This window comes from Bacteroides sp. ET71 (assembly GCF_023336905.1).
Taxonomy (GTDB): domain Bacteria; phylum Bacteroidota; class Bacteroidia; order Bacteroidales; family Bacteroidaceae; genus Bacteroides.
The window spans coordinates 1-20,000 of record NZ_JAMBLS010000042.1 but is presented as its reverse complement, the minus strand read 5'-3'; the positions used below and the strand labels follow the sequence as shown (position 1 = coordinate 20,000).

The following is a 20,000-nucleotide window of genomic DNA, read 5'->3' as shown; positions in this document are numbered from 1 at the left end:
TATCCGCCATACAATAAATCTCTGTAACTTTAGCCTCTGAGAACATTGTGGTAATCGCTTAAATGTTATAATTGGATACTATAAAATTAAGACTCTTATCGCTATGTTTCTAATTCTCAAATAAATAATTTTATTTCTTATATCGAATTCACGTTAATATTATGTATTCTTATGTAATGAAAGCTTTAGGGGTATCCCTCATATTATGTTTATTTTTCTCTTGCAAAGGAGGAGAGCTCCAGGTAATGGAACTGCAATGTGAGTATGAAGTCAACCCGTTATCGGTGGAAGAAGAGGCTCCATTGCTACGTTGGCAGTTATGTTCCGCTGTTAGCGGCAAATCGCAAGAAGCTTACCGGGTGCTTGTGGCAAGTTCTTTGGAGATACTGGAAAACGATAAAGCCGATTGTTGGGATTCTGGCAAGGTGACTTCAGGGGATTCACAAGTGCGCTATGGAGGACGCAAGTTACTTTCGGGAGAACAAGTATGGTGGAAAGTGATGGTCTGGGATGAAAGTGGTGCATCCTCCGGTTGGAGCAGGACAGCAACGTGGAGCATGGGGCTGTTGCAGGCTTCCGATTGGGAAGCATATTGGATTGCCGACCGGATGGATGTTCAGCCCGATTCCGTATTTACTACCCCTGCACCTTATTTTCGCAAAGATTTCACTATCAGCAAAACGGTGAAAAAGGCGACGGCCTATGTCAGTGGCCTCGGATTTTATGAGTTGTATGTCAATGGTGCAAAGGTGGGTGATCAGGTGTTGGCTCCTGCCGTAACGAATTATGACAGGCGTTCACTGAAGAATTTGCTTTACTACTACGACGACCAATCAACACAACGGTTATTTTATAATACTTTCGATGTGACTTCTTTGTTGCAGAATGGTGGCAATTCTCTTGGCATGGTGCTGGGTAACGGATGGTATAATCAGCGCGACCGTATCGTAGAGGGACACATGTGGTATGATGTTCCTCGGCTGATTATGCAGTTGCGTATTCTGTACAAGGATGGCACGGAGGAGATTGTCGTATCAGATGGAACCTGGAAGACTTCCACTGGGCCTTTACTGCATGACGCTATTTTCACGGGTGAGGTGTATGATGCACGTAAAGAACTAGGTGCATGGAACTGTCCAGATTACGATGACTCTTCTTGGAAACCTGCTCTGGTGGTGCGTCCGCCTACGGGAGTCTTGCGTGCGCAGACTGTGCCTTTCAATCGGATAATGGATACTGTGTCATGTACGTTTGAGCAATTAAATGACAGTACTTATCGTTACACACTACCGGAAACTGTGTCTGGTTGGTGTGCACTGCGTGTGGAAGGAAAAGCCGGAGATGAAATTCGTCTGCGCTTTATTAGTGAAGAAGAGATGGATTACGGGCAGGTGGATACGTACGTCTTGAAAGGTGGAGGTCCAGAAGAGTGGGAACCACGCTTCACGTGGCACACATTCCGCTGGGTGGAGGCTGTGACGAAAGGCGTGAAACTTTCAAAAGAGAGTCTGATAGTGAAGAACATTTATACGGACGTGCGTAATGCAAGCACTTTTGAGTGCTCAAACGAGCTGTTTAACCGCATTGTGGAGGCTCACAATCGCACTATGCACGCCAATTTCAAGGGGATTATAAGTAGCGACCCTCACCGCGAACGTCTGGCATACACGGGTGACGGGCAAGTTATCACGGAAGGATTGCTTTATACGTATGATATGACACGTTTCTTGCGCAAGTTCATAGACGACATGGACGATGCTCGCAATAAAGTGACCGGTTACGTCCCTCATACGGCGCCTTTTGGCGGTGGAGGCGGTGGTCCGGCCTGGGGATCGGCTTACGTTATCGTGCCTTGGGGGTATTACCGACATTATGGTGATACGTTGCTTTTGCGTCGGCATTACGAAGGCATGAAGCAATGGATTAGTTATCTGGGTACGCGTACCGACGAGAGAGGACTCGTGGTTCGTGAGGAACCGCGCGGCTGGTGTCTGGGTGAATGGTGTACCTTGTATAATCGGGTAGAGGTCCCCACAGAGTTGGTTAATACGGCGTATTATTACTATGTGACCTGTATCATGGCCAAGGTGGCCGGTATACTGGGCAAGCAGGATGACCGCGCATCTTTCGAGGCTTTGGCGCAAACGATAAAAGACGACTTTAATAAGGCATTTTATGACTCCAATACCCATCACTATTGGCAGGGCCGTCAGGGTTCAGATGTGTTTGCGCTTGGTTTTGGACTTGTGCCCGATGACAAACGTGAAGCGGTGTTCGATGCCTTGCTCGAACATATCAAGTCGCTCAATTACCATTTTGACACCGGTATTTTCGGGACTCCGCTTTTGCTGGAGGTGCTGACAGAGAATGGACGTGCCGATGTGGCTTATAGGCTGATGAACCAGCGCGATTTTCCTGGATATGCCTACTTGTTGGATGAGAAGAATAGCACGTTGTGGGAAACCTGGGACGGTGGGGGAGACCCTGGCGGAAGAGGACATTGCCATCCGATGTTCGGCAGTGTGGTTGCTTGGTTCTACCGTTCGCTGGCTGGCATCAGGCCCGATGTAGACAGACCTGGCATGAAGCATTTCTTTATAGCTCCTTCACCGGTAGAGGAACTTGAGTATTGTAAGGCTTCGTATGCTACCTTATATGGCAAGGTCGTTTCTGAATGGAAGAAAGATGAAGATGGGAATCTGCATTTATACGTGGAGATTCCGGTCAATACGTCAGCCACTGTTATTCTTCCCCGCTGGGGAAACAGTCAGGTTAAGGTTCTACCGGATGTTACTGCCGGGGGGCATGAATATGTCGTTGAAAGATGAGGTAGCCGGGATTCTTTAACGCTTAAAGCCGTATTGTAGGGATTGCATTATCTGACAGAGACATGGTGTTCTCATAGATGGAATGTTCCCTACAATACGGCTTGCAAAATCAAAGAGAATGTTTTAGCTTCTATTTGCGCATTAAGTACTTGACGAACAGGAAACCGCCAATGACTTGCAGTAACATGCCCGGTACGCCTATCCTGAAATCTTGGATGGCATCATAAAAATTGCCTTTCATCAGCCATTCGCCGCAGGTGCCGGTTATCTGGTAGAAAAGGACAACGCCCAGCATCAGCGGTAGCGATACTTTCTGCCATTTATGGGCTGCATATCCGGCGGCAGCGGATAATAAAATGGATTTGAGCAGGATGGCAGGGAGTACTCCCCATGCCGGCATGCCGAATATCAGAGAGTTGACAATCGGCGAAGCGATGGCAGTCAGCATTCCTACTTTCCAGCCATATTTGTAGGCACCGACAAGGGTGAAGAAGTAAATTGGCAACCATGTCACCCCTCCTTGGGGAATCAGGTGAAACAGTTGCGGCAAAGCGATGTTGCCTGTTACGAACAATGCGGCAGCCAGGTAGGTCTTTGCTTCGTCGTAATTTAAGTCATAAAGTCTTACGGTTGTTTGCATAATGTATTTGTTTTTTAGAGTTGGATTAAACGAAGTTGGTTATTTACTCGGAAACTTTTATTCCTTTTCTTTTGATGAATTGTTATTCGGTTGCAAAGATAAGGTTTTGCACGTAGTGAAGAGCAACCGAAACCACAGAAAGTTATAACTATTTTACAGAAAAATGATTCGCTGTTGGTGGAAGCGGCCTGGCTCGTGTTCGGGAAAGGGGAAGACGGCAGCCCTGCCAACATCCATAGGGCTTTCAGTCCCCATGCAAGGGGTATTGTTAACACCCTTATATGGGTCTTCCTCAATACCCTTATATGGGTGTCAATCTTACCCTCACGTGTAGGGCACTTTAAGGGTATCTGATACCCTTCATCAACAGTATCAGATACCCTTTGGCAACACTATCAGATACTCTTTACGGCGGGTCACAGTGATCATTCATTCATCCTAAAACGATTTGTGGCATCCCCACATTTGTTGTGGATACCAAGCGGGCTTATCATTGAGAATAGTCGAAGTCTACCGTGGCATCAATGATTCCCTATAAGCCTTCGGCGACATCCCCAGATGCTTGGTCACATACCGGCTGAAATAAGAGAGCGTCGTGAAGTTCATTTCCTCTGCAATCTGCACGATGGAAAGGTCGGGATTGTTGAGGTATTCCTTTATCATCGGGACGGTGTAACGGTCGATATAATAGGTGACGCTCTTGCCCGTCTGCCGCTTTACGGTATTGGAGAGGTATTTGACGGTTACGTTCAGCTGTTCGGCATAATAAGCAACTTCCCGGTATTTCTTGCTGCGTCCACTTTCCAGCAACGCCATCAGTTCCTTCACGACATACATGCTCCTGTCCGTGGCGAATATCGGGGTACGGTTCTTGGCGTGGAAATAAAACAAGTCATAAATCAGCGGAAGGGCCAGCCCGCCTATCAGCTCGCGGTAAAACAGATGGCCGGTATCGGCGATGCGGTCGCGGATATGGTGTATGTCGCGCACCAACGTCTCCGCATCCTCTTCCGACAAGGGGATGACAGGGTTGTCGTACAGGCTGATACTGCCTCCTATACCATAATTATTCGCCGGAAGCTGGTTGGAGAGGAAATCATGCGGGGCTGCCAAGACTTCCACTTTCAAATCTTCGCTCTGACCGACTACATGCACTTGCTGGGGCGCATTGATGACCACAGCGTCATGCTTCTTCACATGAAACGGGCGGCCGTCGTAAGTAAAAAAGCCTTCTCCATGCAGACACACCATGTGCACGCACCAACCCCGCAGCTTGACCGACCCTATCAGTTGGAACAGGGTGGAATATACGATTTTCAGTTCTTTATCCTTTGCCATGCCGCAAAATTAGGGCATTATCCGGAGAGCGCCAAACGATTTGTGCTTTTCGTGAAACATTAGATACCTTTTGTGAAACATAGAGCGTGTAAAAGCGCTGTAACTTTGCACCGTAATCAGAAACGAAAAAGACAATGAGCAAAGCACTGATAGTTTATTATTCGCGCCGGGGCGAGAACTATGTCGGCGGCGTTATCAAGAAACTGCAACAGGGCAACACCGAAAGTGTAGCGGGCAAGATTGCCGCACTGACCGGTGCTGACAGCTTCCGGATAGAAACCGTCAAGGAATATCCGGCTGACTATACGGAAATGACAGAGGTCGTCATGCAGGAACTCCAAAGCAAAGAACGCCCCGCGCTGACAGGACAAGTCGAGAATATGGAACAATATGACACGATTATTCTCGGCTATCCCAACTGGTGGGGCACGATGCCGATGTGCGTGTTCACTTTCTTGGAAGCATACGACCTCACCGGGAAGAAGATACTTCCGTTCTGCACCCATGAGGGCAGCGGACTGGGTCATAGCGTGGATGATATCCGAAAAGTCTGCCCCGGCACGGAAGTGAAAGACGGGCTTGCCATCCGTGGAAGTGCTGCGGCTTCATCGGACAGGCTGATAAAGGAATGGTTGAAGCAAAACGGTATGTAAACTCGCCCCGGACATGAGGTAGGATGAGGCCGGACTTGATGTACCATGAACCCGGACTTGATGTAGGATGAAGTCCGACCTCATCTTTGTTAACATTTTCCGCCGTCATCTCCGACAACGCCAATCCGTCAGGATAAGCACCGTCGGAGGGCTACGACAGCACGAATCCGTCAGGATAAGCACTGAAAACAGCGACGACAGGGCTTGCGAACTTGGAGAACCCTTGTCGGAGGGTGACGACAGCACCAATCCGTCAGGATAAGTATTAAAAACGCCGACGACAGCCCTCGCGAACGCGGAGAGCTTCTGTCGTCAGCAAAGACAAGGACAAATTATAAAGAATGAATAATATGAAGACAAGAAAATTAGGACAAGTAGAAGTTTCCGAGATTGGCATGGGCTGCATGGGATTTTCCCACGGCTACGGACAAGTGCCCGAAGAGGCATACAGTATCGAGGCTATCCGCAAGGCATACGAGGCGGGCTGCACTTTCTTCGACACGGCGGAGGTGTATGGTGACGTGGTTTTCTTTCCCGGACACAACGAATTGTTGGTGGGCAAGGCTGTCGCCCCGTTCCGCAAGGACATCGTGCTTGCCACCAAGATGTTCCTCCACGAATCGGAGATTGCGGACGGCACAAGTATCTACGATGCCACGTGCAAGCATTTGGAGCAGTCGATGAAGAACTTGCAGACGGACTACATCGACCTCTATTACCTGCATCGTGTCAATGAACACGTTTCGTTTGAGGAAATAGCCGCTGCAATGGGACGGCTCATCAAGGAGGGTGTTATCCGTGCTTGGGGTATGTCGCAGGTGGATGTGAATATATTGGCAAAAGCGCATGCCGTGACGCCCGTTGCCGCCGTGCAGAACCTTTACTCCATGCTGGAGCGCGACTGCGAGAAGGAGATATTCCCGTACTGCCTGGAGCGCAACATCGGCGTAGTGCCCTTCTCCCCGATAGCCAGCGGCTTCCTTTCCGGCAAGATTAAGGCGGATACGCAGTTCGAGGCGGTGGACGATGTACGCAAATTCGTGCCTCAGTTGAGCCGCGAGAACATCATCGCCAACCAGCCCGTGCTCGACATCCTTGCCGAATACTCGGCGAAGAAGCACGCCACCAATGCGCAGATTTCCCTTGCATGGATGCTCCACAAGTATCCCAACGTGGTACCTATCCCCGGCTCGAAGAATCAGGAGCGTATCTTGGAAAACCTCGGTGCCGCCGATGTGGAACTGACCGATGAAGAGTTCCGTACGCTGGAAGCAGCCCTCGATGCCTGCACCATCTACGGACATCGCGGCATCATGGAGACGGAACAGAGTGCATTTGGGAACAAATGGAAGAGAACAGACAAATAAGACATCAAATAATAATAACCCCATAAAAACAACAAGTTATGCAAACAGTAACATTGAACAACGGAGTGATGATGCCGGCGATAGGTTTTGGCGTCTTCCAGATTCCGGTCAAGGACACGGAACGCATAGTGAGCGAAGCTTTGGAAACGGGCTACCGGATGATAGACACGGCTGCTTCTTATTTCAACGAAGAGCAGGTGGGCAACGCCATCCGCCAGAGCGAACTGAAACGGGAGGATATTTTTGTGACCACCAAATTGTGGGTACAGGATTATGAGTACGACGATGCCCTGCGTGCCTTTGACCTCTCAATGAAGAAGCTCGGGCTGGATTACCTCGACCTTTATCTGTTGCACAAGCCCTACGGCAACTATTATGCGGCATGGCGGGCGGCGGAACGGCTCTATAAGGAAGGACGTATTCGTGCCATTGGGGTGACGAGTTTCAGCAATGAGCGTCTGCAAGACCTCTTCTTGCACAACGAGGTGAAACCGGCGGTCAACCAACTGGAGACGCATCCCTTCTTCCAGCAGCAGGCTGCCAACACCTTTCTCCGGCAGGAAGGCATACAGCACGAAGCGTGGGCGCCCTTTGCCGAAGGACAGAACGACATCTGGAACAATCCCGTCCTGAAAGCCATCTCCTCCAAGCATGGCAAGACGGTAGGGCAGGTCGTTTTGCGCTGGTTGAATCAGCGGAATGTGGTCATCATCCCCAAGACCGTGCGCAAGGAGCGGATGGCGGAGAACCTCGACATCTTCGACTTTACCCTGACGGACGAAGAGATGCAACGCATCGCCACGCTGGATACCGGGCGCAGCCCCATCTATGACGATATGGACCTGGCTACTACAAAATATATCGGAACACTTAAAATACACGAATAACAATGAGAACCCTTACATTGAACAACGGCGTCGAGATGCCTCTTATAGGCTACGGCGTATTTCAGATTGCCCCCAACGAGTGTGAGCAACACGTGCTGGATGCCATCCGGGCAGGTTACCGTTCGATTGACACAGCACAAGCGTATTATAATGAAGAAGGCGTAGGCAATGCCGTCCGTCGGAGTGGCGTTCCGCGCGAACAACTGTTTCTGACTACCAAGGTGTGGATTTCCAACGCTGGCGACGAACGGGCGGCACGAAGCATTGATGAATCGCTCCGCAAGCTCCAAACCGATTACATCGACCTGCTGCTCATCCATCAGCCTTTCGGCGATTATTACGGTACATACCGTGCTATGGAACGGGCGTACAAGGCTGGGAAAGTCCGTGCCATCGGGTTGAGCAACTTCTATGATGCCCGTTTCATTGACCTTGCCGAGAATATGGAGGTTAAGCCTGCCGTCGTACAACTGGAAACGCATGTGTTCTGCCAACAGGTGAAGATGCGCGAACTGGTGAAGCCCTACGGCACGCACCTCATGGCGTGGGGGCCTCTGGCTCAGGGAGCAAACGGTTTCTTTATCAACGAGACGTTGCGCGCCATCGGTGCCAAGTATGGGAAAGACAACGCACAGGTCGCCTTGAAATTCCTGACGGACGAAGGCATCATCGCTATCCCCAAAACCACGCACAAGGAACGTATGGCCAGCAACCTTGCCCTTGACGACTTTGAACTGACGGACGAAGAGCGGAATGCAATCCGCCGGTTGGATGGCGGAAAGCCGCTGGCAGCCGATTTCAACGACCCGGCATTGGCGAAATTCCTGCTGGACTATGACAGGCAGTTCAATCCGGATAAGCGGTAAGGCTGTTTTTGGAGAGAATCTCTCATTTTTCCAATATCCTTATCATCTTCAAACGGAAGCTGTCTCCCTATTGCTTCGAAATTTGGATAGCGGAACGCTTTTTGTTATTTTTAAGTTGGAAAGGATTGACGAATCAGATTAGCTCCAATTCTTTTGCTACCCGGCAAGCTGCGATGGCGTTCCCGACCTGCAGCTTGCCTAAGATTTCCTGCCTGTGCCGGTTGACGGTATGAATGCTGATTGAAAGCGTTTCGGCTATGCCTTTGCTGGTCAGTCCCTTGTCTATCAGACTTAATACCTGCCTCTCCCTGGCGGACAGGATGCGGGTGTTGTCCTGTTTTTCCAGCTCCACGATATGTCCGCTGGCGGAATGAATGATCACACATTGGCCGGGAATGTCCAGCAGCAGAGGACCGTAAAGGCACAATGCCAACCGCAAGGTATCGTCACAAGGGCTTGGAATATAAAACATCCGGTGCAATACAGGCACATAGTCGCCGGTGGCGTTCCTCATGCGGAGCCGACTTGCCAGGTAATAATCGGAGCGTTCCTTTTTAGGCCGGTGCTTCATGAAATGGAAAAAACGGAGTTCCTGCAAATGCTTGCCCGACAAATCATCCGGATGAATGAGCCGGAAGATTTCTTCTTCCCAGATGGAAGGAAGCCTGCCCTCCTTGCGGTTTCTGCCCATCCCCAATGTTTGCGAAAACCCTCCATAATAGACATAACTTGCATTGTCCCGCATATCGCTCAATACGGCAATGGCATTTTCCATCCGTGCATAGTTGCAGGCTATAGTTTTATATCTTTCCAGCCATTCAGCATACGGTTCTTCTTCGGAGAAGTCCTGCGAGAAAAATTCCCTGTTCAACCTGTTTATCGTCTTCATATTAGCTGACAAAATGGTTATTTATAATCATTGTACAACCTGTCATAAGGCGTTATCTTTGCAAAGATAAATAATTTGTGAGTTCATGAGTTCATGAGTTCATGAGTTCATGAGTTCTTGAGTTTTTAAGTTTTTGAGTTTGTCGGTTTTGAGTTCACAAACTTTTATATCATACTCTAACTTAAAAACTCATGAACTTGAAAACTTAAAAACTAAAATCAGGTATGAAAGATTTGAAGAAGTTAGTATTTAGCGGACTGATGGCCACGGCTTCACTCACCGGCATGGCACAGTCATTGGAGAAAATGCAGTGGTTCAACGAACCTGCACAGTGGGAAATTGACGGCAACACGCTCCTCATGGATGTTACGCCGCAGACCGATTACTGGCGCATATCCCACTATGGTTTTACCGTGGACGATGCCCCCTTCCTGTACACCCTGCGTGGAGGCGAGTTTGAAGTTAAGGTGAAGATATCGGGCGATTACCGGACACGTTTCGACCAGTCGGGGCTGATGCTGCGCATCGACCACGAGAACTACATCAAGGCCGGCATTGAGTTTGTGGATGGCAAGTACAACCTCAGCACCGTTGTTACCCACCACACAAGCGACTGGAGCATCATACCTCTGGACAAGCCCGTACCGTTCGTGTGGATAAAGGCCGTGCGCCGGTTGGATGCCGTAGAGATATTCTATTCTTTCGATGACAAGGAATACACCCTGATGCGCAATGCCTGGCTACAGGACAACTGTCCGGTCATGGTAGGCATTATGGGAGCCTGCCCGGACGGGAATGGCTTCAAGGCACGGTTTGAAGGCTTTTCCATCAAGCATTTGCCTGACTTGCGCCGGGTACAGTGGTTGGAGAAAAACAGTGAGAAAAAGAACTAAAACAAGTGGTATGAAAATAGAACACTTAGCCATTTGGGCAGACGACATAGAACTGCTTCGTGCGTTTTATATGAAGTATTTCAATTTACGCTGCGGAGATAGATATATCAATCCGATTAAAACACCTCTTATTTCCTGTTTTTTGAAGAAGAGGAAACACGCATTGAATTGATGCACAAGCCCGGTATGGGAACCCCGGTAAGCAGAGGAAATCTGATGGGATTGGCACACTTTTCCATCGCTGTAGGAAGTCCGGAAATGGTAGATACGCTTACCGAACGATTAAGAAAAGACGGTTATACCATTTTGAGTGAGCCTCGAACTACAGGAGACGGATATTATGAGAGTGCTGTTGCCGACCCGGAAGGCAATTATGTGGAGATAACGGCGTGAACAATAGGGAAGCAAGATTTTTGTTACGCTCCTTGTTTTTCCTTATCTTCGCAAGCATCAATATTAAAATCGTGCGATATGAAAACGAACTGTCAACATTTCCTTGACGGGGAATACTGTAACAGGTTCGACCCCGAAGTTTTGGAAATGATGGTGCAAACCAAACGCCTTCTTGCCCGCTTCATGCTACGGACATCGCAGACGGGGAAAAACGTGCCGACATCCTGCATCAGATGCTGGGCAGTATCGGCAAACATTCCAGCATCGACGTGAATTTCACCTGTCAATGTGGTAAGCATATTTTCATTGGAGAAAAGACTATTGTCAATATGAACTGCACATTTCTTGATGAGAACATCATACGCATAGGTAATCAAGTCCTTATCGCTCCCAATGTCCAGCTATACACGTCCACTCATCCCATTCTACCACAAGAACGGTTCATCGAAGATTGGGATGAAAAATCCGGCGAACTGTTTTTCCGTACACGTGCTTTACCGATTACGATTGGCAATTGCGTTTGGATAGGCGGCGGAAGTATCGTCTTGCCTGGTGTCAGCATCGGTGATAATTCTGTCATCGGTGCGGGTAGTGTGGTGACACACTCCATTCCGGCAAACTGCGTGGCAGTGGGAAATCCTTGTAGGGTAATCCGTGAATTATAATAGACTATATTACAACAAACAACAATGACTGAACTTCGTAAAATCCCCAGCGTAGGAAAAAGACCGAACAAGATCTGATAGCGATGGGCTACACCACCATCGAATCGCTGAAAGGTAAGAAGGCAGATGAACTGTATGCCGAGGAATGTGATTTGCGTGGATGTGTACTCGACCGCTGCCAGCTTTACCTGTACCGGGCTGTCGAATATTTTGTGAATACAGAAAATCCCGACCCTGCGAAATGTCAGTGGTGGTACTGGAAGGATGAATATGTCAAGCCATCGCCCTGCGGAGCTATCTGTATAGAGTGCAGACTGTTTCCTTTGCAGTGTGCCGGATGCCGGAAGATAAAAGGGAAAGTTTTTTGGCTACAATACACGGGCGACGATTGCTGCCGCGTGTATGATTGTTGCGTGAACAAGAAACGACTACATAATTGTGGCAAATGTGCAGCGCTTCCTTGCGAACGCTTTTTGAAGGACCCTACAATTTCCGACGAACAGAATGCCGCGAACCTGCGGAAGATGTTGGACAATCTAAGTAAAGCCGATAAATAATAGTTGTATCTTGTTGGTTGCTAATGATGCCTCCGTCTCTAATATATCAAGGGAATGGATAGCTTCACGGCTAGCTACATCCACGTCGGGTGCATGGTTATGGCTTATCTAATGAAAGTATTATCGTCACGTTACCATCGATGTGGTCGGGGTGGCTGTTCAATGCCGTAGGCTGTCCCTCTTCCACGCCGAAGCCGAACTTCGTGCCTATCTTTATTCGGTCGCGGAATGGGGCGACGGCTTCGCCCACCCATTCCTCGCTGGTGTGTGGTCCATATACCTCGGCTGTATCAAAGAAAGTGACGCCTTTGTCGTATGCCCGGCGGATGAGGGCTACCATGTCTTTCTTTTCGTATTTCCCGCCATAATAACCCACCATAGGCAGGCAACCCAAACCGATGGCGGATACGTTCAATCCGCCCAGATTACGCTGTTCCATGTTCCCTCCTTTTGATTGGTTTATTACATTGTTCGTCTGCGTGCCCGGCGTGGACGATGTGCCAGCAAAGACATCTGACACACCTGCCATCGTTCCTGCGGCAAGCAAGGCATAACTCGATGCTTGTTTCAGAAAGTTTCTACGGTCCATAATTATCGTTTTCTGTGTTAACTCTGGTGCAAAGGTAGCGGACAGTCGCTGGAAAGGGGATAACATATTTACGGATGATTGTAACATATTTACGGATATTGTCAGCAAAGGAAGTGATACGTGAAAATTGAAGAAAGAAACGCTTAACACTAGCCGAGGAAACGCTTAACACTAGCCGAGGAAATGCTTAACACTGGCCGAGGAAATGCTTAATATTAGCACAGAAATACTGAAGAGTTATGGTATTGACTTTTCCCACTCTCTTATTTGTGTCATTTTAAGGAAATGGCATGTAATTGGAAAAGGAAAAACTTCTTGTGCGAAATGTTCGTTATTTAGCAATTAATCGTTATTTTTGCACCCGTATGATGCTAATATTGTAATCAAAAAGAAAGAGAATGATGAAAACAGCAAAATTGTTGTTGCATTGTCCAGACCGACCGGGCATTTTGGCAGAGGTGACCGACTTTATTACTGTGAATAAAGGGAACATTGTCTATCTGGACCAATATGTGGATCATGTAGAGAATATTTTCTTCATGCGTATAGAGTGGGAGTTAGACTGCTTTCTGGTGCCCCAGGAAAAAATTCATGATTATTTTGCTACGCTCTATGCGCAGAAATATGCGATGGAATTTCGCCTGTATTTCTCTGATTATACGCCTCGTATGGCTATTTTCGTCTCGAAGATGTCACATTGTTTATACGATCTGTTAGCGCGTTATTCAGCAGGCGAATGGAATGTACATGTTCCTCTGATTATCAGCAATCACCCTGATTTGGAACACGTCGCAAAGCGTTTTGATATACCGTTTTATCTTTTCCCTATTACAAAAGAAAATAAAATCGAGCAGGAAGAACGTGAACTGCGGCTAATGGAAGAATATCGAGTGAATTTCATAGTATTGGCACGTTACATGCAAGTAGTTTCTGAACAAATGATAGACGCGTTCCCTAATCGTATTATAAACATACACCATTCTTTCCTTCCGGCTTTTGTCGGAGCTAAACCTTATCACGCCGCATTTGAACGCGGAGTAAAAATCATAGGAGCAACCAGTCATTATGTTACAACACATCTTGATGCAGGACCAATCATAGAACAAGATGTGGTGCGGATAACACATAAAGACACGGTACAGGACTTAGTGAATAAAGGGAAGGACTTAGAGAAGATAGTTCTGTCGCGTGCTGTTCAGAAGCATATTGAGCGGAAAATCCTGACTTACAAAAATAAAACAGTAATATTCAGCTAAACAAAGAAATGAGCGTTGCTATTATTAAATATAATGCAGGGAATATTCGTTCCGTAGATTATGCCTTGCGCCGTCTAGGGGTAGAACCTATTATTACTGCTGATAAAGAACAGTTGCGACAGGCGGACTGTATAATTTTTCCTGGAGTTGGTGAAGCGGCTACGACTATGCGTTTTCTTCGCACTTCAGGAATGGATCACTTGATTTTAGGACTAACTCAACCTGTGCTGGGGATTTGTTTGGGGATGCAATTGATGTGCTGTCATTCGGAAGAAGGTGATACAGACGGATTGGGTATTTTTGATGCGGAAGTTAAGCGATTTGTTCCTCTCAGGCATGAGGATAAGGTGCCACACATGGGGTGGAATACAATCGGGCAGACGCGGGGCGCTTTATTCGATGGATTTGTGGATGGAAAAGAAGAATATGTGTATTTTGTACATAGCTATTACGTGCCGTTACATGCGTGCACATCAGCAGTAACAGATTATATTTCCCCATTTAGTGCTGCATTACAGAAAGATAATTTCTTCGCTACTCAGTTTCATCCCGAAAAAAGTGGCGGGGTAGGCGAACGTATATTGCGCAATTTCCTTTCACTGACTCATTAATTATAGACATATGATAGAATTGATTCCGGCCATTGATCTTATTGATGGAAAATGTGTACGCCTCTCACAAGGTAAATATGAAAGTAAGAAAATATATAATAATGACCCTTTAGAGGTGGCTAAGGCCTTTGAGGCTCATGGTATAAGTCGCCTGCATGTAGTAGATTTGGATGGAGCAGCTTCCCATCATATTGTAAACTATCGGACGTTAGAGCGTTTGGCAAGTGGCACAGGGTTGTTCATTGATTTTGGTGGAGGAATTAAGACTGATGATGATTTAAGAGTGGCATTCGAGTGTGGGGCAACGATGGTGACAGGAGGAAGCGTAGCAGTGAAAGACCCGGGAACCTTTTGTCGGTGGCTATGTGAGTATGGCAGCGATCGCATCATTTTAGGTGCAGATGTGAATGAAGGTTATATTGCGACGGGTGGGTGGAAAGAAAAAACTCCATGCCAATTGTTCCCATTCTTGGAGCATTATGTGGAAGGAAAAGGAGTTACGCAAGTTATATGTACGGATATAGGTCGTGATGGTATGTTACAGGGACCGGCAGTAGAGTTATATAAGAGGATACTGGAGCGCTATCCTTCGCTTAAAGTGATAGCCAGCGGTGGCGTGGGTAGTGTCGACGACTTATATGCTTTAGAGCGCGTTGGAGTTCCTGCAGTTATTGTAGGAAAGGCGTTATATGAGGGACGTATTATGTTGAGCGATTTAGAACAGTTTGCATAAGATAGCATTATAAAATCGATTTGCTAACCATTAGTCGTTATTGTGTATGTTGGCCAAAAGAATTATTCCTTGCTTGGATATTAAAGACGGACAGACGGTGAAAGGAACTCATTTTGTTAATCTTCGTCAAGCTGGAGATCCAGTTGAATTAGCACGTGCTTATAGTGAACAGGGTGCTGATGAGTTGGCTTTTTTAGATATCACTGCCAGCTTTGAAAAGCGTAAAACTTTTACAGATTTAGTGAAACGGATAGCAGAGAATATTAATATCCCTTTTACTGTTGGAGGAGGAATCCATGAATTGTCGGATGTGGAGCGTTTGTTGGAAGCTGGAGCAGATAAAATAACTGTGAATTCTGCTGCAATTCGTAGACCAGAGCTGATAGATGAGATTGCATGCCATTTTGGATCTCAAGTGTGTGTATTGGCAGTGGATGCGAAATGTCAAATGAAAGATGCTTGGAAATGTTATTTGAATGGCGGCAGAGTGGAAACAGAACGTGAACTGATGGAATGGACATATGAAGCACAGGAACGTGGTGCAGGTGAAATTTTGTTTACAAGCATGGATCACGATGGTGCAAAGACTGGTTATGCAAATGAAGCTTTAGCAGAGCTGACAAAGCGATTGTCTATTCCGGTCATTGCCTCCGGAGGAGCTGGAACGATTGAACACTTTCGTGATGTTTTTTTGAGTGGTGGAGCAGACGCAGCATTGGCTGCCAGTGTTTTTCATTTCGGAGAAATAAAGATTCCGGATTTAAAATCGTATCTTTGCAGCCTGGGAATTCCTGTCCGGGCATTATGAACGGATATTTTTCTAAAAACTACAGATGAGATGAATTTAGATTTTGCTAAGATGGGTGGTTTAGTGCCGGCCATCATTCAGGATGCTGAAACAGAAAAAGTGCTGATGTTAGGCTTTATGAATGAGGAAGCTTATCAGAAAACAATGGACAGCGGTCGGGTGACATTTTTTAGCCGGACAAAGAAACGTTTGTGGACTAAAGGTGAGGAAAGCGGAAATTTTCTCAATGTTGTCGATATGAAGGTGGATTGTGATAACGATACACTTCTGATTCGAGTACATCCGATGGGCCCTGTCTGCCACCAAGGAACGGATACTTGTTGGGGAGAAAAAAATGAAAGTAGCTCGGTAATGTTCTTGAAGACTTTACAAGATTTCATTTGCCGCAGATATGAGGAAATGCCAGAAGGTTCATACACGACTAGTCTGTTTCAATCTGGGGTAAATAAAATGGCTCAGAAGGTGGGAGAAGAAGCCGTTGAAACAGTCATTGAGGCATGTAATGGTTCAGATGAGCGTCTGATTTATGAAGGTGCTGATTTATTATATCATCTTATCGTGTTGTTGACATCAAAGGGATATCGTATTGAAGATTTAGCACGTGAGTTACAAGAACGTCACTGTCCAACATGGAAGAAGCATTAATCTCATATAAGGCAGTTGATATTTGTCAACAGGAGTTGTGCGTGTTGAGAGGCGTTGAGTTGTCATTAGGGTCTGGCGAGTTGGTTTATTTGATAGGTCGTGTAGGATCTGGAAAATCCAGCTTGCTCAAATCCTTGTACGGTGAGTTGGATATTGAACAGGGAGAAGCGAATGTGTTAGGGTTCGATCTTCGGCGGTTGCGTCGAAAGAGATTACCTGATTTACGTAGACGTTTGGGTATCGTTTTTCAGGACTTCCAATTATTGATGGATCGTACGGTAACAGAGAATCTGGAATTTGTGCTACGTGCTACGGGATGGAAGGAGCAGGCACTTATTGCTCAGCGCATTGATGAGGTCCTTTCGTTGGTTGGTATGGAGCGGAAGGGGTATAAATGTCCTTATGAGTTATCGGGCGGGGAGCAGCAACGTGTGGCAATTGCCCGGGCTGTCTTGAATAGGCCTCCTATTATATTGGCTGATGAACCGACAGGAAACTTGGATGGAGAAACTGGTCGGGCGATAATGGCCGTGTTGCAAGGATTAGCGCATAGCGGCGTTTTGGTCATTGTGACAACGCATAATACAGGGCTTCTTCGTGAGTTTCCGGGGCGTGTGTTTTGTTGTCAGGATCATCGTTTGATGGAGCAGACAATGGGAGGAAAACTGGATGAAATAGAAACTAATAATTGATAACAATGAATACTGGAATGAAAGTTTTAAAGTTTGGAGGCACTTCAGTCGGATCCGCCCAGCGGATGAAAGAAGTTGCTAAGTTGATTATGGATAGAGAGCGTAAGATTGTTGTGCTTTCTGCCATGTCAGGGACGACGAATACTTTGGTTGAGATTTCGGATTATTTATATAAAAAAAATCCGGAAGGCGCCAATGAGATTATCAATCGTCTAGAAGCTATTTATCGGGGACATGTTGATCAATTGTATGATTCGTCCGAGTATAAACAGAAAGGGCAGGAGCTGATACGGGGACACTTTGATTATATCCGTTCTTATACTAAAGATCTGTTTACTTTGTTTGAAGAGAAGGTCATTCTTGCGCAAGGAGAATTGATTTCTACGGGGTTGATGCATTTGTATTTGCAGGAGCAAGGGGTGAACGCTGTGCTTTTGCCAGCTCTTGAGTTTATGCGTACGGATAAGAATGGTGAGCCTGACCCGGTCTATATTCGGGAGAAGCTGGAAAACCAACTTCAGTTGCATCCGGATGCAGATATTTATATCACACAAGGATTTATTTGCCGCAATGCATATGGGGAGATTGATAATCTTCAGCGTGGCGGCAGTGATTATACGGCTTCGTTGATTGGGGCTGCCGTGCAGGCTTCTGAAATACAGATTTGGACGGATATTGACGGCATGCACAATAATGATCCAAGAGTTGTTGAGCATACTTCTCCTGTCAGGCATTTGCATTTTGAGGAGGCGGCTGAACTGGCTTATTTCGGGGCGAAAATCTTGCATCCGACTTGTATTCAACCGGCTAAATACGCGAATATTCCGGTACGTCTTTTGAATACGATGGATCCGACGGCTGAAGGGACACTGATTAGCAATGAGACGGAGAAGGGGCGTATCAAGGCTGTTGCGGCGAAGGATAACATTACGGCCATTAAGATAAAATCCAGCCGGATGTTGTTGGCTTATGGATTCTTGCGTAAAGTCTTTGAGATTTTTGAGAGCTATCAGACTTCTATTGATATGATATGTACATCGGAAGTCGGTGTTTCGGTTTCAATAGATAATGTGAAGCATTTGAATGAGATTCTGGATGACCTGAAGAAGTATGGAACGGTTACGGTCGACCGCGACATGTGTATTATTTGTGTCGTTGGCGATTTGGAGTGGGAAAATGTAGGTTTCGAGGCCAAAGCTCTTGATGCCATGAAGGATATCCCGGTGCGTATGATTTCGTTCGGGGGAAGCAATTATAATATTTCTTTCCTTATCCGTGAGTGTGATAAAAAAGCTGCTTTGCAGTCGCTCAGTCATGCTCTTTTTGATGAGTAAATCCAGATGACGTGATGCAGGGCGACCCCGTTTGGTCGCCCTTTTTTAACCAATACCAATTTCAGATGAAAGGAACTTTTCCGATTGAGAAATTTGAGGGTTTGAGAACGCCCTTTTATTATTACGACACACATGTGTTACGTGATACTTTGCAGGCCATCTCTGATGAGGCTGGCCGTTATGAACGATTTCAGGTGCATTATGCCATTAAGGCCAATGCCAATCCGCGCTTGCTTACGCTCATCCGGCAGGCGGGCCTGGGAGCTGACTGTGTCAGCGGAGGTGAGATTGAGGCTGCTTTGAGTGCCGGCTTTTTGCCCGAGCGCATTGTTTATGCCGGAGTAGGCAAGGCTGATTGGGAGATTGATCTGGCCCTTAGGAATGGCATTTATTGTTTCAACGTAGAGTCGGTGCCCGAACTGGAGGTCATCGACCAGCGCGCGGCGTTGCTGGGAAGGCGTGCGCGGGTGGCCTTGCGTATTAATCCGGACGTGGGGGCGCATACGCATGCCAATATCACAACGGGGTTGGCTGAGAATAAATTCGGTATCCGTATGGACGACATGGAGTGTGTCATCGACCGGGCGCATGAGTTAGAGCATACGGAGTTCATCGGCCTGCATTTTCACATCGGGTCGCAAATCTTGGATATGGGCGATTTCATTGCATTGTGCAATCGTGTCAACGAGCTGCAAGACCGTTTGGAGGCTCGTCAGATACGGGTTGATTATATCAATGTGGGCGGAGGACTGGGCATTGACTATGCGCATCCTAATCGTCAGCCTGTGCCCGATTTCCGGTCGTATTTCTCGACCTACGCCACGCACTTGCGCCTGCGCCCCTGGCAGACGTTGCATTTCGAGTTGGGCCGTGCCGTCGTGGGGCAATGCGGTACACTCGTCGCCCGTACGCTCTACGTCAAGCAGGGGGCGAACAAGCAGTTTGCCATCCTCGATGCGGGCATGACGGAGCTGATTCGTCCGGCACTCTACCAGGCTTATCACAAGATTGAAAACCTGTCGTCGGAGCTTGATGTACAGACTTACGATGTGGTCGGTCCGGTGTGCGAGTCGTCCGATGTCTTCGGCAAAGCAGTTGACTTGAACGAGGTTCGCCGCGGTGATTTCATTGGCATCCGTTCGGCCGGGGCATACGGTGAGGCTATGGCATCGCAATATAACTGCCGTGCTCTTCCGAAGTCTTATCTGTCGGAAGAATTCTTGTAAGAACCGTTTTTTATTGTCGGACAATAAGGGGGGAGGACGTATGTTCTTGCCCCCTTTTTTTGTAGATGGTAATCTGAAGCAATCTCAGATAGTAATCTGAAGTAATCTCAGATAGTAATCTGAAGTAATC

18 protein-coding genes and 3 pseudogenes are annotated in these 20,000 nt (G+C 47.2%); 17 read left to right on the top strand and 4 right to left on the bottom strand.

All coding sequences use genetic code 11. The features are described from left to right. The first annotated feature begins 245 nt into the window (after positions 1–245). Positions 246–2,828, top strand: a complete 2,583-nt coding sequence (locus M3090_RS14040; protein ID WP_249057360.1) for a family 78 glycoside hydrolase catalytic domain — start codon at positions 246–248, stop codon at positions 2,826–2,828. Between the two features lie 130 nt (positions 2,829–2,958). On the opposite strand, the gene M3090_RS14035 is transcribed toward M3090_RS14040, so the two are convergent. Both M3090_RS14035 and M3090_RS14030 read right to left on the bottom strand, forming a co-directional pair. Then, on the bottom strand, positions 2,959–3,468 hold the full coding sequence (locus tag M3090_RS14035) for an ECF transporter S component (protein WP_249057358.1): 510 nt from the start codon (positions 3,466–3,468) through the stop codon (positions 2,959–2,961). A 510-nt stretch (positions 3,469–3,978) separates the two neighbouring features. Then, on the bottom strand, positions 3,979–4,806 hold the full coding sequence (locus M3090_RS14030) for a helix-turn-helix domain-containing protein (protein ID WP_249057356.1): 828 nt from the start codon (positions 4,804–4,806) through the stop codon (positions 3,979–3,981). 134 nt (positions 4,807–4,940) lie between these two features. Between M3090_RS14030 and M3090_RS14025 the strand changes: the two genes are divergently transcribed. From M3090_RS14025 to M3090_RS14010, 4 genes are all read left to right on the top strand, one after another. After that, entirely contained in the window at positions 4,941–5,459 is a 519-nt protein-coding gene (locus M3090_RS14025) for a flavodoxin (RefSeq protein ID WP_249057354.1), read from the top strand. 350 nt (positions 5,460–5,809) lie between these two features. Continuing rightward, positions 5,810–6,826 (top strand): aldo/keto reductase, encoded by a 1,017-nt coding sequence (locus tag M3090_RS14020; RefSeq protein WP_249057353.1) that lies wholly within the window; start codon positions 5,810–5,812, stop codon positions 6,824–6,826. Positions 6,827–6,864: 38 nt separating this feature from the next. Further along, positions 6,865–7,713: an aldo/keto reductase gene (locus M3090_RS14015; protein ID WP_249057351.1), complete on the top strand. Its 849-nt coding sequence runs from the start codon at positions 6,865–6,867 to the stop codon at positions 7,711–7,713. Positions 7,714–7,715: 2 nt separating this feature from the next. Beyond that, positions 7,716–8,579, top strand: a complete 864-nt coding sequence (locus tag M3090_RS14010) for an aldo/keto reductase (RefSeq protein WP_249057350.1) — start codon at positions 7,716–7,718, stop codon at positions 8,577–8,579. Between the two features lie 133 nt (positions 8,580–8,712). On the opposite strand, the gene M3090_RS14005 is transcribed toward M3090_RS14010, so the two are convergent. Further along, positions 8,713–9,468, bottom strand: a complete 756-nt coding sequence (locus M3090_RS14005) for a response regulator transcription factor (RefSeq protein WP_249057348.1) — start codon at positions 9,466–9,468, stop codon at positions 8,713–8,715. A gap of 233 nt (positions 9,469–9,701) precedes the next feature. Between M3090_RS14005 and M3090_RS14000 the strand changes: the two genes are divergently transcribed. The 4 genes and pseudogenes from M3090_RS14000 (at position 9,702) to M3090_RS13985 (ending at position 11,976) form a co-directional block, all read left to right on the top strand. After that, the gene (locus M3090_RS14000; RefSeq protein WP_410553269.1) at positions 9,702–10,361 is read left to right on the top strand and encodes a DUF1349 domain-containing protein; all 660 of its coding nucleotides are present in this window, start codon (positions 9,702–9,704) and stop codon (positions 10,359–10,361) included. Between the two features lie 10 nt (positions 10,362–10,371). Further along, positions 10,372–10,754, top strand: a pseudogene (locus tag M3090_RS13995) (VOC family protein). Positions 10,755–10,832: 78 nt separating this feature from the next. Beyond that, positions 10,833–11,419 (top strand): annotated as a pseudogene (locus M3090_RS13990) (sugar O-acetyltransferase). An 83-nt stretch (positions 11,420–11,502) separates the two neighbouring features. Then, positions 11,503–11,976, top strand: coding sequence for a helix-hairpin-helix domain-containing protein (locus M3090_RS13985; protein ID WP_249057346.1), 474 nt, complete (start codon positions 11,503–11,505; stop codon positions 11,974–11,976). A gap of 139 nt (positions 11,977–12,115) precedes the next feature. On the opposite strand, the pseudogene M3090_RS13980 reads toward M3090_RS13985, so the two are convergent. Next, positions 12,116–12,565, bottom strand: a pseudogene (locus tag M3090_RS13980) (aldo/keto reductase); the annotation flags it as partial. A 398-nt stretch (positions 12,566–12,963) separates the two neighbouring features. Here M3090_RS13980 and purU point away from each other — a divergent pair. From purU to lysA, 8 genes are all read left to right on the top strand, one after another. Beyond that, positions 12,964–13,821: a formyltetrahydrofolate deformylase gene (purU, locus tag M3090_RS13975; RefSeq protein WP_249057344.1), complete on the top strand. Its 858-nt coding sequence runs from the start codon at positions 12,964–12,966 to the stop codon at positions 13,819–13,821. Positions 13,822–13,829: 8 nt separating this feature from the next. Beyond that, the gene (gene hisH, locus M3090_RS13970) at positions 13,830–14,432 is read left to right on the top strand and encodes an imidazole glycerol phosphate synthase subunit HisH (protein ID WP_249057342.1); all 603 of its coding nucleotides are present in this window, start codon (positions 13,830–13,832) and stop codon (positions 14,430–14,432) included. A gap of 10 nt (positions 14,433–14,442) precedes the next feature. After that, positions 14,443–15,165, top strand: a complete 723-nt coding sequence (gene hisA / locus M3090_RS13965; protein ID WP_249057340.1) for a 1-(5-phosphoribosyl)-5-[(5-phosphoribosylamino)methylideneamino]imidazole-4-carboxamide isomerase — start codon at positions 14,443–14,445, stop codon at positions 15,163–15,165. A 46-nt stretch (positions 15,166–15,211) separates the two neighbouring features. Then, positions 15,212–15,973, top strand: coding sequence for an imidazole glycerol phosphate synthase subunit HisF (gene hisF / locus M3090_RS13960; RefSeq protein WP_249057338.1), 762 nt, complete (start codon positions 15,212–15,214; stop codon positions 15,971–15,973). Between the two features lie 30 nt (positions 15,974–16,003). Then, positions 16,004–16,618, top strand: a complete 615-nt coding sequence (gene hisIE / locus M3090_RS13955) for a bifunctional phosphoribosyl-AMP cyclohydrolase/phosphoribosyl-ATP diphosphatase HisIE (protein WP_249057336.1) — start codon at positions 16,004–16,006, stop codon at positions 16,616–16,618. Then, complete coding sequence (locus M3090_RS13950; protein WP_249057334.1) at positions 16,603–17,310, top strand: cell division ATP-binding protein FtsE; 708 nt, start codon at positions 16,603–16,605, stop codon at positions 17,308–17,310. The genes hisIE and M3090_RS13950 overlap by 16 nt, the downstream gene beginning before the upstream one ends. Before the next feature lie 17 nt (positions 17,311–17,327). After that, positions 17,328–18,644 carry an aspartate kinase gene (locus tag M3090_RS13945; RefSeq protein WP_249057362.1) on the top strand — a complete coding sequence of 439 codons (1,317 nt, stop codon included), beginning with the start codon at positions 17,328–17,330 and terminating at the stop codon, positions 18,642–18,644. Between the two features lie 65 nt (positions 18,645–18,709). After that, positions 18,710–19,870, top strand: a complete 1,161-nt coding sequence (gene lysA, locus M3090_RS13940) for a diaminopimelate decarboxylase (protein ID WP_249057332.1) — start codon at positions 18,710–18,712, stop codon at positions 19,868–19,870. Positions 19,871–20,000 lie beyond the last annotated feature (130 nt).

Excerpts from the sequence above, each read along its gene's own strand:
- M3090_RS14025 (WP_249057354.1), top strand. The coding sequence starts at position 4,941 with ATGAGCAAAGCACTGATAGTTTATTATTCGCGCCGGGGCGAGAACTAT.
- purU (WP_249057344.1), top strand. The coding sequence starts at position 12,964 with ATGATGAAAACAGCAAAATTGTTGTTGCATTGTCCAGACCGACCGGGC.
- M3090_RS13945 (WP_249057362.1), top strand. The coding sequence starts at position 17,328 with ATGAAAGTTTTAAAGTTTGGAGGCACTTCAGTCGGATCCGCCCAGCGG.
- M3090_RS14005 (WP_249057348.1), bottom strand. The coding sequence starts at position 9,468 with ATGAAGACGATAAACAGGTTGAACAGGGAATTTTTCTCGCAGGACTTC.
- M3090_RS14020 (WP_249057353.1), top strand. The coding sequence starts at position 5,810 with ATGAAGACAAGAAAATTAGGACAAGTAGAAGTTTCCGAGATTGGCATG.
- M3090_RS14010 (WP_249057350.1), top strand. The coding sequence starts at position 7,716 with ATGAGAACCCTTACATTGAACAACGGCGTCGAGATGCCTCTTATAGGC.
- M3090_RS14035 (WP_249057358.1), bottom strand. The coding sequence starts at position 3,468 with ATGCAAACAACCGTAAGACTTTATGACTTAAATTACGACGAAGCAAAG.
- lysA (WP_249057332.1), top strand. The coding sequence starts at position 18,710 with ATGAAAGGAACTTTTCCGATTGAGAAATTTGAGGGTTTGAGAACGCCC.
- M3090_RS14015 (WP_249057351.1), top strand. The coding sequence starts at position 6,865 with ATGCAAACAGTAACATTGAACAACGGAGTGATGATGCCGGCGATAGGT.
- hisF (WP_249057338.1), top strand. The coding sequence starts at position 15,212 with ATGTTGGCCAAAAGAATTATTCCTTGCTTGGATATTAAAGACGGACAG.
- M3090_RS14030 (WP_249057356.1), bottom strand. The coding sequence starts at position 4,806 with ATGGCAAAGGATAAAGAACTGAAAATCGTATATTCCACCCTGTTCCAA.
- M3090_RS13985 (WP_249057346.1), top strand. The coding sequence starts at position 11,503 with ATGGGCTACACCACCATCGAATCGCTGAAAGGTAAGAAGGCAGATGAA.
- hisA (WP_249057340.1), top strand. The coding sequence starts at position 14,443 with ATGATAGAATTGATTCCGGCCATTGATCTTATTGATGGAAAATGTGTA.
- hisH (WP_249057342.1), top strand. The coding sequence starts at position 13,830 with ATGAGCGTTGCTATTATTAAATATAATGCAGGGAATATTCGTTCCGTA.
- M3090_RS14040 (WP_249057360.1), top strand. The coding sequence starts at position 246 with ATGGAACTGCAATGTGAGTATGAAGTCAACCCGTTATCGGTGGAAGAA.
- hisIE (WP_249057336.1), top strand. The coding sequence starts at position 16,004 with ATGAATTTAGATTTTGCTAAGATGGGTGGTTTAGTGCCGGCCATCATT.
- M3090_RS13950 (WP_249057334.1), top strand. The coding sequence starts at position 16,603 with ATGGAAGAAGCATTAATCTCATATAAGGCAGTTGATATTTGTCAACAG.